Here is a 17368-nt window from a genome sequence, read left to right on the forward strand (position 1 = left end):
ATAAGATAAATGATAGCAAATACACCTAAACCACCATATTATGCAGTTATTTTTACTTCTACAAATACTGAAAATGTAGAGGATTACTCAGAAATGGCTGAAAGGATGCTTCAATTAGCAAGTAAACAAGAAGGATTCCTTGGATTAGAAAGTGCAAGAAATGAAGTCGGGATTACAGTATCCTATTGGAGGGATATAGCTTCTATTAAAAATTGGAAAGCAAATTCTGAACATTCTTTTGCACAGGAACTTGGTAGAAAAAAGTGGTATCAATCCTACAAAACAAGAATTACAAAAGTAGAGTGGGACTATGAGTTTGATAAAGAAAAATAAGTAACTAATAAATCAAATGATATTGAATAGTTCTAAACTTTTGAATCTGATTGAACAAATTTCGGAGTATGTTTTTGAGACTTCAGAAGATAAAATATCAAGAAAGATTAATCCTGAAAAATGGTCAAAAAAGGAAATACTTGGTCATTTAGTAGATTCTGGAATTAATAATCTTCAACTATTTACGGAAATTGAATTTAAAGAAAAGCCCTACCAATTAAGGTCTTATAATCAAGACAAATTGGTACAAGTAAATAATTATCAAGATTCTGAAACGAAAGATATTTTGGATTTATTAATCGCTATTAACAAAAGAATAATAGCTGTCGTAAGTTTTAAAAATAATAAAACTCTTAATCATGAAATTATAACTTATGACAGTAAAAAATTGGACTTTAAATACTTGATTGAAGATTATATTAAACATTTCGAACACCACACAAAACAAATAATTGAATAAAAACTACTACCGCCAACACCAACAATTTAAATCCTTAAGTTATAAATTGTAACTTACGTAAATCACTGTGTATAAAAAAGAATCCAACAGTGAATGAAAATTCGATTTTAAAAATATAAATGATTAACTATAACAACAAAATATTCAGACCTATTATAAACTCTGAAAATAGTGAAACTTCAAGCGAAACTGCTTTTCCGTACAAACAAGTTGGAAATATTTTGACATCTGAATATTCAGGGGGGAAAATAATAGCAGGACATTTAATTGGAGTTGTCGATAAAAATGGGAATATTGATATGTCTTACCACCAAGTGAATGACAAAAATGAGATTATGACAGGAATTTGTAATTCAAAACCTGAAATTCTAGAAAACGGAAAAATCCGTCTTCACGAAAATTGGGAATGGACATCAGGTGATAAATCAAAAGGAAAATCTACAATAGAAGAGCAATAAAAAACTACTGCCAACAACGTGTATAACTAATTATTGGTGCAGCTTGCACTCGGAAAATCCTGCGGATTTCCCTAATGGCTCGTTCCTTTTTACTAACTTAGACCTAGCCAACATAACTAGCCATACACGAACACGTTAGCCACAAGTTAAGAGAATGGGAATAATCATTTGCAAAGAACACGGAAGACAAACATTTCACGAAATTTGTGAACACGCCTATTCTGATATGATTAACGGAATTAATTCTCAAACATATTATATCGAAGTACTCAATCTTAAATTGTGTGAAGATTGTTATAAAACCAATTCTTTTCAAGAGGTTGAAAACCTAAAAGTTGAAGAAATAGTTGAATTCAAAATTTCCGAATCTGAATCGATTGAAAAGAAGCTCACAGAAAAATACAATCTCATCAAAAGAAAAGCTATTTGCAAAAAATGCTACTCAAACTATAAAAAATAAAAATTGAAAAATATATGGATATCGTAAAAGAAATGGCAATGGAATTTTCTGAATATCAATATCACTACACTGATAGTCCAAATGAATTCATAGATAAGCTTAAGTCTGAACTTTACAGATATAACAATAACTCTGACAAACTAAACTTTATATCTGTTGTTAGGAACTACGTACAAGAACAGCATGACAATCATTATGAAGAATGCAAAAACAGGGAACGTTGTGATGAGCTTAAAGATTATAAAAAAGGTTTATATTTTATTGATAGTCTTGGAACAGATTATGGAGTAAAGTTCAAACAAGAAGATGTTTTTAGCGAATTTGAAAAGTCCGAATATAATAATAAGCTTGACCGAATTTTAAATGATTTAAATGAAATCAAAAAAGGTCAAGAATTAATATACAATGATTTATCAGAAGAATTTGAGGAATTAAAAAAACTATATTTTCTTGGTAAGAAAAATTGGAAACAGCTTCTTGCAGGCAAAACAGTTGAAATGGTTGCAGGAGGAGTTATAGGTGAAACAGTATCTGCCGAATTAATAAAAATAGCAGAAATAGCAACTGAAAACTTATTGAAATAAAACCAGTGGCTAACAACGTGTATAACCAATTGCTGGTTCTGTGTGTACTCGGAAAATCCTACGGATTTTCCTCTGGTTCGTTTTCTTTTACTATCTTAGACCTAGCCTACGCAACTAACCATACACGAACACGTTGTAAAACATTAGGCTAACTAAAAGTAAGACATTACTAAACCAAAGTTAGTGTTTACTCAAAAGGAATTTGAATTTGGATTTAATAAATCGAAATTTATCTAAAATTTCATAAAATGAACTTCGGAAAATTAATCATATTCATATTTCTAGTAAATTACTTTAATCTATTTGTGCAAGAAAAGTTGGATATCGGACAGCATATCTATAAAGATAAACTGACATACATTACTTTAAACGAAAATAATGAGTTCGAGTATTTCAAGTATTATAATTGGTCACCGTTGACGATTGAGGAAAAAAGAAAAACTGAAAAAGAGAAAAACCAAACTTGCGGAAATATTGGTTATGTAACTGGTGCAAAAGGAAAAGGCAAATATGAATTACAGAATGGAAATCTGATTTTAAAATTTTCGGAATTTAAAAGGCTTATGGATAATAAAACGGAATTTAACGAAGAAACTAAAATAATGGAATTCGTAATTGCTGAATTCATTAACTGATAATAAACGTTTCACAACAACGTGTATAACCAATTGCTTGGTTTGTGTGTACTCGGAAAATCCTAGCGGATTTTCCTATTGGTTCGGTTTCTTTTACTAACTTAGTTCTTGCCAACGCAACAAGCCATACACGAACACGTTGCCAAACATATGACAAAAACCAACTACAGAATAATAATCGGAATTCTTTCAATCCTTATCTCTGTATTGTTTTTATACTCAGAAATACCTACATATTTTGAACAAAGAGGAAATAAAGACAAGCTTTGGTTTTATTGGCTAACGGCTGAACTGCACGCTGGAGGTTGGATTATTGGAAATTTACTTTGGCTTTCTGGAATACTTTTAGTTTTAAAAAATAAAAAAGCGCAATTGATTTACAATCTGTTTGGTATATCAATAATTGCGGAATGTATAATTCGAATTATAAATTATGATAAAGGACTTTTCTCAGAATATTTACTAATGTTCCAAATCGGATTAGGAATCTTTGCTGTATATATTTCAAATTCTGAGAAATGGAAAAGTCGACTGAACTGGAATACTCTAATCGGAAAAAACAATTGGATTTTTAATATAATTATCGCTATTCTAATTATCGGAATTCCTAGATGGATTTTTAAAGGTCATAATTTGTGGTAAATACGTTAGGCAACAACGTGTATAATCAATTACTCGTTTTGCTTGCACTCGGAAAATCCTACGGATTTCCCTAATGGCTCGTTTCCTTTTACTATCTTAGACCTAGCCAACATAACTAACCATACACGTACACGTTGTAGGTAATTTAAAAAACGACCATCTGAATTGAATATTAGAAAAGCAAAAGAAACTGATATTGACCAAGTTTGGGAAATATTCTCAAAAGTGATTGAAACTGGGGACACTTACGTATTCAATCCAAATACACCAAAAAGTGAATTAAAAAAGCATTGGTTTGCTGATTATATGGAAACTTATGTGATTGAAGAAAATGGAAAAATACTCGGAACATATATCGTTAAACCCAATCAAATTGATTTAGGAAACCACATTGCAAATTGCAGTTATATGGTAAACCCAAATTCTCACGGAAAAGGAATTGGAAAAAAACTTTGTGAACACTCTCTCAAAATTGCAAAGGAAAATCAATTTGAGGGAATTCAATTCAATATAGTAGTAAGTACGAATAAAGGAGCAGTTGAATTATGGAAAAAATACGGATTTGAAATAATTGGAACTACACCGAAAGGATTTAGACACTCTGAATTAGGATTGGTTGATACTTATATTATGTACAAGGATTTAAAGAAATAAAAAACTACCTACAACACCGTGTATAATTAATTACTAGTTCAGCCTGCACTCGGAAAATCCTGCGGATTTCCCTAATGGTTCGTTCCTTTTTACTAACTTAGACCTAGCCAACGTAACTAACCATACACGTACACGTTAGCAACAAGTTTAACCAAACTCTAAAAAATATAGATTAAATATTATGAAATTGAAAAGTCACATCTCTACACTAATTCTATTTATTTATTGTATTAATACCTTTTCGCAGAACGAAATTCCTACAATTGACAAAATTGTATTTAATGATGGAACAATTAAAAAAGGTAAATTAAAGCTTAATAATTCCCAAGGAATAGAATTCAATGGTAAAGTAAAATTATGTAATGGAAAAAAAAATAAAGATTGCGTTTCATATCAAATATCTGATATTGACAATATAACCCAAGCGCCACCCGAATTAATTGTGAGTCAACTTAAAGAAATTAACGAAAAAAACACTTCTAAAAAATATCAAAAGATTATTGAAAATAGTGACGATCCTGATGAATTTAAAATTGAAACTTATATAAATCGTTACAAAGTCATTTATAATGACAAAGAAGAAAATGTTGGTTTAGCTAAATTAATGTATTCAGGAAAAAATGCTGATTTTTATTATTATTCTAAACCTGGAAAAAATGGCGGAAAAACTTGTTTAACGAAACCTAATTCTAATTCTATAATATTTAGCTATAATAGCACAGCAACTTCTGATAAGTTTAGTCTAAAGCAGCTATCAGAATATTTTAAAGCTTGTGAGATTTTTACTAAAAAAAGTTCTGAGAAAAATGCTCATAAAAAGTATAAAATAAAATATTTTTATAAGCTTTCAGATGAGTGTTCTATATAAGAAAATTAAAAAAACCAGTGGCTAACAACGTGTATAGTCAATTACTAGTCTGTGTGTACTCGGAAAATCCTACGGATTTTCCTCTGGTTCGTTTTCTTTTGCTAACTTAGCTCTAGCCTACGCAACTAACCATACACGAACACGTTGTGGCACATATGAGAAAAACAACAATCTTCATATTATTAACATTGATTTTTAATTCAGTAATTGGACAAAATATGAATGGAAAATATATTCTGAAAGACGTTGATTCAGGAAATGAAAAGAAAGGATATCCTGGTTTTCAACTTCTCGAAATCAACAATGACAATGTTGACATTTATACTGATTTTTCACTCAAAGAAAAGGCAACGACATTGAAAATGAGTAATGGAGACTTTTTGAACCTTAACAACGAGAAAACTTCTAAATACGAAATCGTTAATGAGAATCATATAAAATGGTTTATCAACGGAAAGTCAAATGACAAAGACGCTGTTTTTGAGTGTGACTTTTATCGACTTGAACCGACAATCACAACGCTGAAAAAAGAAGATATTGAAAAACTGACTTTCGTACTGACTGAAAATGGACGAGAATCGGAATTTGAATTTAATAAAGAACTTTGGGATAAAGAAAGGCTGGAAAGGTTTAAGAGAAAAGAAGGCAAGAAAAAAATAATTGAACAAATTGATTCAACCTTTTTTGTTTCAATTTATTTTAATGGAAAAAGAAATGGTTCAATTCCAATCAAAGAAGTTACGTCGGAATTTTTGAAACTTTATTTAATTCCAACTGGACCAATGGAAATGATAGCATACCGAAAAGAATAAAATACGTGCCACAACAACGTGTATAACTAATTATTGGTGCAGCTTGCACTCGGAAAATCCTGCGGATTTCCCTAATGGTTCGTTCCTTTTTACTAACTTACACCTTGCCAACATAACTAGCCATACACGAACACGTTGTGGTGCATTATGAACAACCTTTAACCAATGATAAAATTCTTTAGACAAATTAGACAAAACTTGCTTTCAAAAGGGAAAACTGGAAAGTATCTTAAATACGCCTTTGGAGAAATAATATTGGTCGTTATTGGGATTCTTATTGCAATTTGGATTAACGGAACATATAATGATTACAGGGACAGACAAGTAGAAACAACAATTTTAAAAAAACTAATTGCTGATATAGAAGCGGATTATGAACATATAGTGGAAATTGAAGATTATTATTCAAGACACTTAAAAAATTTAAAAGGAGCCAAATATGCTTTTTTTAAAAATAATAACGACTCAATAATTAAATACATTAAAAGAGGTTATGGTGGCGCACAACTTCAAGATATTAATCCGCGAACATCTACATATGATGAAATGATAAATTCGGGAAAACTGTATAACCTTTCAAATGAGAATTTGACTGATTTGTGTATAGATTATTACGAATTGCTTGAGAAAAACACCTATGAAATCAGACAAAGTAGAGTTGAATACAGAAATATCAACTTCAGTTCTGAAATGAACGAATATTGGCTACTCTACTTGGATATAAGAGAAAGAGACAAAAATGTCGACGAATTAATAGAATCATTTGTAGCTGATAAAAACTCAACTGCATATAAAACTATGAAACAGTCGACTGGCTATGGAGAAATGCTAATCAGTGGACTATCTGAATATTTGACCGAAATCAAAGAAGCTAATCTGAATTTACAAGAGGAATTAAAAAAAGAAATTGATTCTAAAAAATAACGACACCACAACAACGTGTATAGTTAATTACTAGTTCAGCCTGCACTCGGAAAATCCTGCGGATTTCCCTAATGGTTCGTTTCCTTTTACTAACTTTAACCTAGCCAACGCAACTAAACCATACACGTACACGTTAGCACAAATATGAGAAAACACCTCTGGATAATCATAATAGTTATTATTCTTACTTCGATTTGTTGGAACTGTAAGGAAGAAAAATTACTATCAAACTCTGAATTTGAACAAGCTGTCTTTTATGAAATCTTTCCTGAAATAATAGATTCTGTTTACTTTGACTTTAGACTTCTTCCTCCTCCTCCTCCAAATATTCTCAAAGAAAAAGGGTATGATGTAGAATCAGATTTTAATAAAGCATACAAAGATTGGAAACAATCTGACGATTTTTTAGAAATCAAAAAAAAATGGAAAAAGAAAAAAGATTCCATTAATCTAGATACTACACCAATTTATTTAGTCATAACTGATTCAATTATTGGTTTTAGCAGAGCAGACTCGACTGAATTAGTAAAACATTTCAGCAAACAAAATATTGAAGTTGACACAATTGGTACTGAATCTAAAAATGATTATCGTATAGACTTAAATAGATTAAATGTAAAAAACCAAAAGATTAGGTTTAAATATCGCTCAGAATTCCCAGATGGACGCGAATTTTGGAAGACAAAATATGATATACAAATAGCTGCAAAAGTTGGATTCAACAGAATTTTATTTGATAAAACTAAATCTTATGGAATAATAAATGTTGGTTATGTAATGGATATACTAAATGGAGAGGGATTTAGAATTTATATTAAAAAGAATAATAGGGGAAAATGGGTTTAGATATTAATTTAAGTGTAAATAATAATAGTGAAGTAATCACGTCTGAATATTTTGAGAATAGTAAACTCTATTCGTTAAGTAGAGAATTTTGTAATCTAATGTGCCGACCTGGAGTAATAGAACATAAACCTGAATTAGATCAAATTGGTGAAATAACTAATATCAATATATCTCACTTATACAAAATGACTGAATATCCAAGCGAAGAGGAAGAAATCGATATGATTGAGTTTGCGAGGAACGACGAAGAAAGGGAACGTTTAAAGTCTGATTTTGAAAAAAGGAAACAGGAATTAAATGGAAACATAAACCAAGTAAAAATTCTTGTCGAAAACTTAGTTAATAGTCTGAAAAATCTTGACAATCTCTACGAAAGACTAATAAAAACGGATTTTGACTCTATGAATTCTGAATACTATTTTTCGGACTTTAATAAGGACAAAGGAGATGGTTATATTAGAAATAATTTTGGACAAGACTTAAGGAATTTCAAAAGATTTATTGACTATGCGATTGAACGAAACTCTAAAACAGTTTGGTTTGAATATGGATAAAAACTATGCACAACAACGTGTATAATGCATAGCGTTCTCTGTGAGTATTCGGAATAATAGCTGAATACGCCAATGTTCTGGTTTTATTTACTAAATTAGTTCTCAACCAACGCAACGACATCATACACAAACACGTTACACCAAATAGCTCCGAACTTACTCCTGCGGAAATCCATACTCTGAATTATTTCTCACTCAACTCTGAATTTAACTCTGAATCGGAATCTTACTCGTACGGAATTTTGAGCAACTTTACGGAACTTAATACTCCTGCGGAATGGACTGCTTACTCTAACTCGGAATCCACTCCTGCTTCAACTATCTAATCATTCGTGATGACTCTGTTGTGTCGCTTACTTGAGTGTAACAATGTGTATAATACATTGTTCATTCTGTGACTACTCGGAAAATCCTACGGATTTTCCTATGGTTTGGTTTTATTTACTAACTTAGTTCCTAACCAACACAACGTTATCATACACAAAACCGTTACCAACAAGCTGAATGAACGAACTGCTGAAATTAAATAAAAAGTTTTTGATTAAAGGATATTTGTGGATAAGTGGAATTCTGACTCTTGGATTTTCCATTTTTCTTTTTTTCTTTCACTCTGAAATCTCTGCTATTTGGATTTTTATAATCTATTCTCTGACTTTAGTTGTTTTGCCATTAATTGTTATTGGAACTTGGACAATGGATTGGTTTAGAAAAAGGAAATACAAAAACCGAATATTATCTCAAAAGCCATACTCTGAATTGAAAAATATCGGATTTAATAAAAAGACTACTAAACCAAATCACAATAGTTTAGTTGACTATGTTGCGGTTGCTGAAATTAATGGTTGCGAAATGATTTTCGACATAGACATAAACAAATCTAAAATTGCGGAATTTCAGATTTACGGATTTACTAACCATTTGAACAATTCGGAATTTTCTAAAAAATTGGACGAACTCAAATCACACAATATAGATTTTAGTTATTTCGGATTCAAAAAGAAAATAAATACAAAAAAAGAGCAACTAAATTCAATTCAAGAATTAGAAAAAATTCTGACTGAATTTACTCATATTGTGAAAAAAATAAAATACGAACCGATTCCAATAACAGAATGGAAAAAAATATAAAACGGAATCAAAGCCAGTTGGTAACAACGTGTATAATTCATTGCTGGTTCTGTGTGTACTCGGAAAATCCTACGGATTTTCCTCTGGTTCGTTTTCTTTTACTAATTTAGACCTAGCCAACGCAACTAACCATACACGAACACGTTGGCAACAAGCTAAATGAAAACGTAAATTTGAAATATAATTCTATGAAAAAAATAAAACAGATATTCTGGTTTTGTATTTGTACATTAATAATATCATCTTGTCATCAAGAAAATCATACCCAACTATTCGATGGACAAACTTTTTCAGGATGGGAAGGCTCGAAAAATGCTTTTAGAATTGAGAATAATACTATTATTGGAGGAAGTCTTAATAAAGGGTTAGATGATAGTTTCTATTTATGTAGTAACAAGGAGTATTCGGACTTTGAATTAACTATATCTGTAAAACTTATTCACAAAGAACTGAATGGTAATGCCGGAATTAGCTTTAGAGCTAAAAGAATAGAAAATTCAAATAGAGTAGCGTCTTATCAAGCAGATATTGGATATACAGACCCACATATTGTAGTCCGTACTTCTGACCATAATCCTAAAGATATGAATAGTCCTTTTTCTCTTTGGGGATGTTTAATAGACGAATGTAGATTAGATACTACAAGATACCCTGACCCAGATTGGTACCCAGCCATTGGATTAAAATTTGCAGAGAGAGAATTAATTCATAAAATAGTAAAACCTTATGACTGGAATGAGATGAAAGTAATTGCTTTTGGTAATGATATTGAGATTAAAGTCAATGGAATTACTACAGTACAATTTACAGAAAAAGATAATGTTGCTTCAAAAGGATCTATATGTCTTCAAGCACACTCTGGAGACCCATATGAAATACATTATAAAAATATACGATTCAAAGAACTATAGTAACTATTTTAAAAAAGCCAATTGCCAACAACGTATATAATTTATTGCTAGTTCTAGCCTACTTACGAAAATCCTCGCGGATTTCCTATTCAGTTTGTATTTGCTAAATTAGGTGCTTAAAACACGCAACAAACCATATACAAACACGTTGTACACAATTTGAGAAATGAACAAATATGACAAAATTGGAATTGGATTAATAATAATTGGATTTTTGATTCCAATGTTTGTCTTTATGGGATTTATAATCGGGCTTCCGATTTTTATCATTGGAGTAATTTCTCTACTTTTTGGAACATTTAAACTAAAGCAAAAGTTATTATGGATTTTGACGCCTTTGGTTTTGTTCTATCCAACCTCAAAAGCAGTTTATGAAATAGCATTTTACTTCGCCGACATTCAGAAAGTGGATTTAATTTTACCAGCAAACTTCAAAGGAACTGCAATAATTATTGACAATACAGATTTCGGACAAAAATTTGACAAAAAGAATCGTCGAGAACAAATTGAGTTTGACGAAAATGGAATTGCTTTTTATCCAACTGAATTGGAATTACAAAGCTCTCGATTTAGGGTTTTTACCAAGCAAAAGAACGGAGAATTAAAAAGAATCTTGTTGAGTTCTAAAAGTACTGACAAGACAACACTTCTTGCTTATGGAGAAAGTAGCTTTGAAAAGACAATCGAATCTGAAAACAAGCATATTCCATACGATTTTGTTAGAATTGGAGAAAATTTCACGGAACAAACCAATTCGGCAAAAAGGTGTGAATTAATTGATTTAATCAAAAAAGGAGAAATAAAAACTGTGTACAACACCGTGTATAATTAATTGTGGCAGAGAGTCAAATCAAAGTTTGATTTATAAATTATACTGATTTCTAAAGCGGAATAATCCTGCGGATAATTCCACAACGAAATCATACACAAACACGTTACCTACAATAGCTCCTGAAGAACTTCTATCGGAAAATTAAGTCTTGAATATCATAATATAACACGGATTTTTTCTCTGACTCAAAATCCTTTTCATAACAAGAAAATCGGATTACTAATCACTCTTCTCTGAATGGAATTCGGAAATGATATTTAGAGTTTTAAAATCAAGAATTTAGTTCTGAATTTAAAATCGGAGGAATTTACAACTCTAAAGGAATTGCTTACTCAAATGCGGAATCTCACTCAGACGCGGATTTCGAAGTAGACTAGAATTTACTGTTTAGTCTTTTTGATTTAAAATTCGGAAATAAGCGCTGCAAAGAGTTTTACAAACACTTTTTGCTATTTAATTCGTTAAAAGCAAAACTATAGTTTAGCTTTTGAGTTATTAATTGTTCAAATCTTTACGGCAAAAATTAACATACTTACTCTTATCTGTCACTACAGTAGGTAACAATGTGTATAATACATTGTTTAGTTTGTGACTATTCGGAAAATCCTACGGATTTTCCTATGTTCTAGTTTTATTTACTAATTTGGTTCCTTGCCAACACAACGTTATCATACACAAACTCGTTATGTAACATTTGACCAAGAATGAAAAAAATTGCTCCATTTCTAATTTTGCTTTTCTTCTACAAAATCAATTATTCTCAAAACTCCAATGAATATAAAATAGATAAGCACGTTGAAATTACCTTTATCTGTCTGAAAATAAAATCATCAATAGTATATACAAAGAATAGTAAAAAACAAATAGGAATAAGCCTGAATAGACGTAATGACAGTATTAGTTATTTATGGAAACTGTATGATAAAAAAGATACTATTGGAGATTCAAAACTCAACTATAAAGAGCTATTTATGAAAAATGCGATTGAAATTCCAACTTCCGAATTTGATATGATAGTATCTAAACTAAAAGAAATTAACATTGACAAAGTAAACAACTCCACTAGTAACGGAATTATGGACGGAAATTGGTACTACCTTACTTTTTCAGGAAATGGATATGAGATAACTGCTAAAGCACATACACCTGAATTAAAAACTAAAGAAAGAGGTTTGGAAGAATATTTGAATTTGTGCAAACAAATATGGAATTTATCCGAATTATAAAACGTTACATAACAACGTGTATAATTAATTACTAGTACAGCCTGCACTCGGAAAATCCTGTGGATTTCCCTAATGGCTCGTCCCTTTTTACTAACTTTAACCTTGCCAACGTAACTAACCATACACGAACACGTTACCTGCAAGCTACAAACCCGAATGGTCAGTTATTAAAAAATAACGTAAGGGCAAACCCGAAAATATAGTCTTTTCAAAATAGCAAATATTATTTTTTTTAATATATTTGCATAGTCAAACATTGATTAGTCAAATTAATATGGATTCATTCAGAGAGCAAAGTCCAACTTATCAAATAGCAGTAACAAGAGTAATTATCCTCAAAGAATTTAAAAGGCATTTAAAAGAAAATGGATTAAAAATAACGCCTGAACAATTAGAGTTGCTCAACGTTCTGTTTGAGAAAAACAACCGTTCGATGCAAGAAATTACAACTATTACAAAAAAAGATAACTCTGCAACGACAAGAATGGTGGATATTCTTGAAAAACAACTATTTGTAAAAAGAAAGTACTCTAAAACAGACCGAAGATTAAAACTCATTTATATTACGGAAAAAGGAACAATGGAAGTTAAAAAAGCGAACAAAATCGCCAAGATTTTCATAGACAACGCTACAAAAGGTATTGCAAAAAACGAGATAAACGTATTCTTATCTGTCATTAAAAAAATAAAGCAAAACATTAGTTAAGATTTTGTTAGCTATTTAATCATAAAAATTAAACAATATGAAACAGACATTAAATCTCACAAAAGCAATTTTTATTACACTTTTATTTTTAGGAATAACATCGTGTAACAATGAGAAAAAAACTGAAAAAACAACTAAAAACGAAAAAGCCATGACAAGTGAGAACAAAAACCACACAGTACTAATCAATCCATTTGAAGTACCAGCAGGAAAATTAGAAGCCTCAATTAAATATTGGGAAGCGTGTAGAGACTTTTTAAAAATGCAACCAGGTTATGTATCTACAAAGTTGCACCAATCAATAAAAGACGATGCTAAATTCGAGCTGATAAATGTTGCTGTTTGGGAAAGTCCGAAAACGTTTATGGACGCAACTAAAAAAATGATGCAACAACCCAATATCATTCCTGTCGATGGATTAAAGCCAACACCTTCGCTTTATACCGTAATTAGAGACTAATAAACGCATATTTCGATGAAAAGAACTAATTATGAAAGAAAATAATTCAGTAAAAAAATACAGTAAAGGAACCGTTATTGTTCATTGGTTAACAGCGGTATTAATTCTTGTATTGTTTCCTATGGGAAAATATATGGAAGGACTTGAACTATCCGAGAAAATGGATTTAATAAAAATCCACGCAATCTTGGGTACAATTGTTTTAATTCTAACAATCTTTCGGTCTTTTTATTTTTTTAAACACGAAAGACCAGTCGATTTAAAGACAGGTTCAAAATTCAATGATAAATTGGCTGTTTGGATACATAATGCCTTCTATTTCTTACTATTCGGAATTGCAATTTCGGGAATAGCCACATTAATTTTGGGTGGATATATAGAAGCATTTAAAACTAATTCTATAGAATTGATTAAGCCTCACAATGAAATTACATCCTTACAACCTCACGGAATTTTGGCAATGATTATGATGATATTGTTAGTTATGCACGTTATTGGAGTTGTAAAGCACTTGATTTTCAAAAAGGAAAATGTATTTAAAAGAATTACATAAGAAAGAATTTAAAAGCCAGCAGGTAACAACGTGTATAGCTCATTGCTAATCAGATGCTTAATCGAAGTTAGAGTATATTTGGAAAGTCGCCAAATTTTTAAATTTGACGATTTCTAACAAAAAAATAAATAGTAAAATTTAAAAATCTGGCTTGTGCCTAACCGAAAAATAATCGCTAATTTGCACGCAACGAGCCATACACAAAACCGTTGTAAGCCATTTGAGAAAAACGTCAATGAAAATAATAATCGGAATAATTATAGCAATCGGGCTTCTGTTTTTTTATCTAAATAAGAAAACAGAAAACCAGACAGAATCAACATCGGAAAATGCTAAACCAGTTAGTTTCTTCTCATTAAATGATGGAAACCAAAGTGAACTGATTATATCAATGGAAATTCCTCAAAAATGGATTGATTCAACGAAGACAAAATATAACTGGAATGAATTTGATGAATACGACAACAGAATGTGGGAATATATGTATAAATTCTTTGACGAGACAGTTGCTAAAAGTGGAATTGAGGACTACAATGAGTTATGGAATAAATTAACTCGTGAACAAAAAATATTTTGGGCATTTCTATCTTTTAATGGAGATACTGACAATGGAGGTGTTTATCAATTTATTTTCAATCGACCTGAATTTATTATTGCTGTTGCAGAAACTTGGGACGAACTAAAAATGACCGAATTGAATTCTGACTATAAAAATGTGTTGAAAGAATTAACTGGAAAGTCGACAAAAATTAGCGAACTTAAAGCAGTTTTTAATGATGAGTCTAAAGATTGGGAAAAAAGATGGAGTTCGTTTGCTGATGGATATAAAGAATTAAAATCGACCGAAAAAATTGAGGATTATTATTACGATAAAGATTTTAAGAAAAAACTTTACAAACAAGTTGCTGATTTAATCGAGAATAATATTGACAAATTTGCAACAGTAACGGAATAAAAACGGCTTACAACAACGTGTATAATTAATTACTAGTACAGCCTGCACTCGGAAAATCCTGCGGATTTCCCTAATGGTTCGTTTTCTTTTACTAATTTAGACCTTGCCTACGTAACTGAACCATACACGAACACGTTAGCTACAATTACCAGAAAATGAAGGTGAAACTTTGGACAATACAAGATGAAAAAGGTTGGAAAGAGCTAAAAACTAAAGGTATTCTAATAGCGAAAGAAAAGTTCATTTATCAAGAATTTAAATTTGGATATGAATGGATGAAAACTCAAATGGAAAAAAGGCTCAGTGTTGATTCGCAAAATAGCAGTTTTCCAATTTGGGCTTGGTATCAACATTATGATTCAAGAAAACCTAAACCCGATTTGAGAAAATCTGGTCATTTACCGCCTGGAACGAAAGGATACAGAATAGAAATATTAAAAGAAAGAAAAGATATTCTACTTTCTGATTTTGTATTGTGGCATTTTCCCTTATGCTATAGGAGCTATATAGCAAATTCGGAATCTGAGGCAATAGAGTGTGAAAATATTCCTGAATATGATGAACTTATCAATTCAAAAAATAAGAATGATCAGTTGATTAACAAGATTGAAAAAAGTTGGGAAAAAATTTTTGATATGAATTTTGATCTTGATTATTATACGTTTCCTATGGATGAAAAAAAAATTCAGGCAACATTTTGGGAATTGAATATTGAAGATATTGTTAATGTAACAGAATTTATAGCTAGATAGTAACAGTAGCTAACAACGTGTATAGTTCATTGCTTAATGGTGTTTAAAGATTACCACGGAAATTCTGCCGAATTTCCTTCACGCAGTTTCTTTTTGCTAACTTAGCGCTAACAGCAACAAACCATACACGAACACGTTACCTGCAAGCTGAAAAATGAAAATGAAAAGTAAAATATTGTATTTGATTCTAACTTTAACCTTAGTCTCTTGTGCGAATGATAGGCCATTGTCCGAATATGATTTATCAAATATCAAGGAGGTAATAATTACAAATAAAGGATACAATGAAATCCAAAACATTGCAAATAATGCTAAAATAATAGACTCGATTGAGATTAATAATTTGATTGACCTCTTAAAAAAATCTGAGCAATTGCTAGATGGAATAGTTTCTTCAAACAAAGGGTACATTAGACTTGAATTACAAAGAACAGATGAAAAAAATATTACTTTGTTAAATTTTTATAGTAATAGCAATGGACAAATAATTATATTGGAAGATGACAAAGGCATTAGTCGTTTTAGGAATGATAAGTTTTTTGAGGCAGTTCAAAACATATTAGAAAAGAATAATAGAGATTGAAATAAAAAGGAATATGAAATTCTCTAAACCTCTTTTTTCAATAATTGCAATAATTATCCAATTAATATTGTCTCTAAAACATCATTATGCACATCTCAAATGGGCAGAAGAGATGGAAAAAACTGATCCTGAACTTTTTGGACTGATTTGTTATAATACTACCTATACTTCTTTATTTTTTTCGTTTTTATAATTGGACTTTATGAAATGTTGACAAAACCAAGTTGGTTAAAAACAACAATGCGAATATTTTTAGTGTGTATAATTTTAGGAACTGAATTTTCGAATTTTATTCCAATCGACCAATTTTATTACGGAGTTTATAATACGGCTTGGTTTTCAGCAGTAGTTGTTATCGTTCTAATTTTATTCCGAATTGGAAAATATAGTTTCGGAAAGATAAATGATAGAAATTGAATAAAGCCAGCAGGTAACAACGTGTATAGTTCATTGCTAAATTGGTTAAGACAAAGAAAAATTCCTACCTTTAGTAAAAATCAATATAGCGGAAAAAAACGCACGTTCAATTCCGCAACAAACCATACACGTACACGTTAGCTAAAATAGTGCATTGCCGAAAATTAATTAACCTCAGCTAACTTCCTTCACTATTCAAATCTTCGGATTTTTAAAAAATCAATTCAATCCTTTTATGGGAACTAAACGCTAGTATGGTTCGTGAATACCTAAATTCTTTTTGTAATCTCATACATACTTGTAAATAGCTGGTAAGCGTTCTGATTCGTTCTTATTCCATAAAAGGTGGCTGTTTATAACTCTTAGGTGCAACCTAAATGCGAGTATGTTAAGTCTGTAATTGCTTCTGGCATTGTAGTCTTATACATATCTGTAAATTGTGAGATCGCATTTTCTCTCGGTTGCTTTTGGTTTATAAGCTAACTTTTAGCTTTGCCTAAGGACAGTGTTGCACTAAAATAGCTAACAACGCGTATAATAAATGCTTAAATAAAGCTTCAATTAAAAGCCTTATATTTAAACTCTATAATAATAGCGACGGAAAATCTTATCACT

The 17368-nt window shown here is 30.7% G+C and carries 23 protein-coding genes; all 23 read left to right on the plus strand.

What is annotated here, in order from left to right; all coding sequences use genetic code 11:
* Positions 1-9: 9 nt before the first annotated feature.
* The 23 genes from ACTU6T_RS00840 (at position 10) to ACTU6T_RS00950 (ending at position 16336) form a co-directional block, all read left to right on the plus strand.
* The gene (locus tag ACTU6T_RS00840) at positions 10-333 is read left to right on the plus strand and encodes an antibiotic biosynthesis monooxygenase family protein (protein WP_460219370.1); all 324 of its coding nucleotides are present in this window, start codon (positions 10-12) and stop codon (positions 331-333) included.
* A 22-nt stretch (positions 334-355) separates the two neighbouring features.
* Positions 356-793, plus strand: a complete 438-nt coding sequence (locus tag ACTU6T_RS00845) for a DinB family protein (RefSeq protein WP_460219371.1) — start codon at positions 356-358, stop codon at positions 791-793.
* Positions 794-912: 119 nt separating this feature from the next.
* Positions 913-1251: an avidin-fold protein gene (locus ACTU6T_RS00850; protein WP_460219372.1), complete on the plus strand. Its 339-nt coding sequence runs from the start codon at positions 913-915 to the stop codon at positions 1249-1251.
* A 154-nt stretch (positions 1252-1405) separates the two neighbouring features.
* Positions 1406-1711, plus strand: a complete 306-nt coding sequence (locus tag ACTU6T_RS00855) for a hypothetical protein (RefSeq protein WP_460219373.1) — start codon at positions 1406-1408, stop codon at positions 1709-1711.
* 14 nt (positions 1712-1725) lie between these two features.
* Positions 1726-2295: a hypothetical protein gene (locus ACTU6T_RS00860; RefSeq protein ID WP_460219374.1), complete on the plus strand. Its 570-nt coding sequence runs from the start codon at positions 1726-1728 to the stop codon at positions 2293-2295.
* 248 nt (positions 2296-2543) lie between these two features.
* On the plus strand, positions 2544-2930 hold the full coding sequence (locus ACTU6T_RS00865) for a hypothetical protein (RefSeq protein WP_460219375.1): 387 nt from the start codon (positions 2544-2546) through the stop codon (positions 2928-2930).
* Between the two features lie 108 nt (positions 2931-3038).
* The gene (locus ACTU6T_RS00870; protein WP_460219376.1) at positions 3039-3572 is read left to right on the plus strand and encodes a hypothetical protein; all 534 of its coding nucleotides are present in this window, start codon (positions 3039-3041) and stop codon (positions 3570-3572) included.
* A gap of 165 nt (positions 3573-3737) precedes the next feature.
* The gene (locus ACTU6T_RS00875) at positions 3738-4226 is read left to right on the plus strand and encodes a GNAT family N-acetyltransferase (protein WP_460219377.1); all 489 of its coding nucleotides are present in this window, start codon (positions 3738-3740) and stop codon (positions 4224-4226) included.
* A gap of 187 nt (positions 4227-4413) precedes the next feature.
* Positions 4414-5094, plus strand: coding sequence for a hypothetical protein (locus ACTU6T_RS00880; RefSeq protein WP_460219378.1), 681 nt, complete (start codon positions 4414-4416; stop codon positions 5092-5094).
* Between the two features lie 155 nt (positions 5095-5249).
* Positions 5250-5906: a hypothetical protein gene (locus ACTU6T_RS00885; RefSeq protein WP_460219379.1), complete on the plus strand. Its 657-nt coding sequence runs from the start codon at positions 5250-5252 to the stop codon at positions 5904-5906.
* Between the two features lie 165 nt (positions 5907-6071).
* The gene (locus ACTU6T_RS00890; RefSeq protein ID WP_460219380.1) at positions 6072-6830 is read left to right on the plus strand and encodes a hypothetical protein; all 759 of its coding nucleotides are present in this window, start codon (positions 6072-6074) and stop codon (positions 6828-6830) included.
* Positions 6831-6974: 144 nt separating this feature from the next.
* On the plus strand, positions 6975-7676 hold the full coding sequence (locus tag ACTU6T_RS00895) for a hypothetical protein (protein ID WP_460219381.1): 702 nt from the start codon (positions 6975-6977) through the stop codon (positions 7674-7676).
* A complete protein-coding gene (locus tag ACTU6T_RS00900; RefSeq protein WP_460219349.1) occupies positions 7667-8230 on the plus strand; it encodes a hypothetical protein in 564 nt (187 codons plus the stop codon). The genes ACTU6T_RS00895 and ACTU6T_RS00900 overlap by 10 nt, the downstream gene beginning before the upstream one ends.
* A 537-nt stretch (positions 8231-8767) precedes the next feature.
* Positions 8768-9358 carry a hypothetical protein gene (locus ACTU6T_RS00905; RefSeq protein ID WP_460219382.1) on the plus strand — a complete coding sequence of 197 codons (591 nt, stop codon included), beginning with the start codon at positions 8768-8770 and terminating at the stop codon, positions 9356-9358.
* Between the two features lie 188 nt (positions 9359-9546).
* Positions 9547-10269: a 3-keto-disaccharide hydrolase gene (locus ACTU6T_RS00910; RefSeq protein WP_460219383.1), complete on the plus strand. Its 723-nt coding sequence runs from the start codon at positions 9547-9549 to the stop codon at positions 10267-10269.
* Positions 10270-10435: 166 nt separating this feature from the next.
* On the plus strand, positions 10436-11101 hold the full coding sequence (locus ACTU6T_RS00915; RefSeq protein ID WP_460219384.1) for a hypothetical protein: 666 nt from the start codon (positions 10436-10438) through the stop codon (positions 11099-11101).
* 704 nt (positions 11102-11805) lie between these two features.
* Entirely contained in the window at positions 11806-12327 is a 522-nt protein-coding gene (locus tag ACTU6T_RS00920; RefSeq protein WP_460219353.1) for a hypothetical protein, read from the plus strand.
* 274 nt (positions 12328-12601) lie between these two features.
* Positions 12602-13033, plus strand: coding sequence for a MarR family winged helix-turn-helix transcriptional regulator (locus ACTU6T_RS00925; RefSeq protein WP_460219385.1), 432 nt, complete (start codon positions 12602-12604; stop codon positions 13031-13033).
* 37 nt (positions 13034-13070) lie between these two features.
* On the plus strand, positions 13071-13493 hold the full coding sequence (locus ACTU6T_RS00930) for an antibiotic biosynthesis monooxygenase family protein (protein WP_460219386.1): 423 nt from the start codon (positions 13071-13073) through the stop codon (positions 13491-13493).
* Positions 13494-13524: 31 nt separating this feature from the next.
* Positions 13525-14046, plus strand: coding sequence for a cytochrome b/b6 domain-containing protein (locus tag ACTU6T_RS00935; RefSeq protein ID WP_460219387.1), 522 nt, complete (start codon positions 13525-13527; stop codon positions 14044-14046).
* Positions 14047-14281: 235 nt separating this feature from the next.
* Complete coding sequence (locus tag ACTU6T_RS00940; RefSeq protein WP_460219334.1) at positions 14282-15001, plus strand: DMP19 family protein; 720 nt, start codon at positions 14282-14284, stop codon at positions 14999-15001.
* A gap of 155 nt (positions 15002-15156) precedes the next feature.
* A complete protein-coding gene (locus tag ACTU6T_RS00945) occupies positions 15157-15753 on the plus strand; it encodes a DUF3841 domain-containing protein (protein WP_460219388.1) in 597 nt (198 codons plus the stop codon).
* Positions 15754-15913: 160 nt separating this feature from the next.
* Positions 15914-16336 carry a hypothetical protein gene (locus tag ACTU6T_RS00950; RefSeq protein ID WP_460219389.1) on the plus strand — a complete coding sequence of 141 codons (423 nt, stop codon included), beginning with the start codon at positions 15914-15916 and terminating at the stop codon, positions 16334-16336.
* Positions 16337-17368: the final 1032 nt, after the last annotated feature.

The sequence above is a fragment of the Psychroserpens citreus genome (assembly GCF_055686305.1).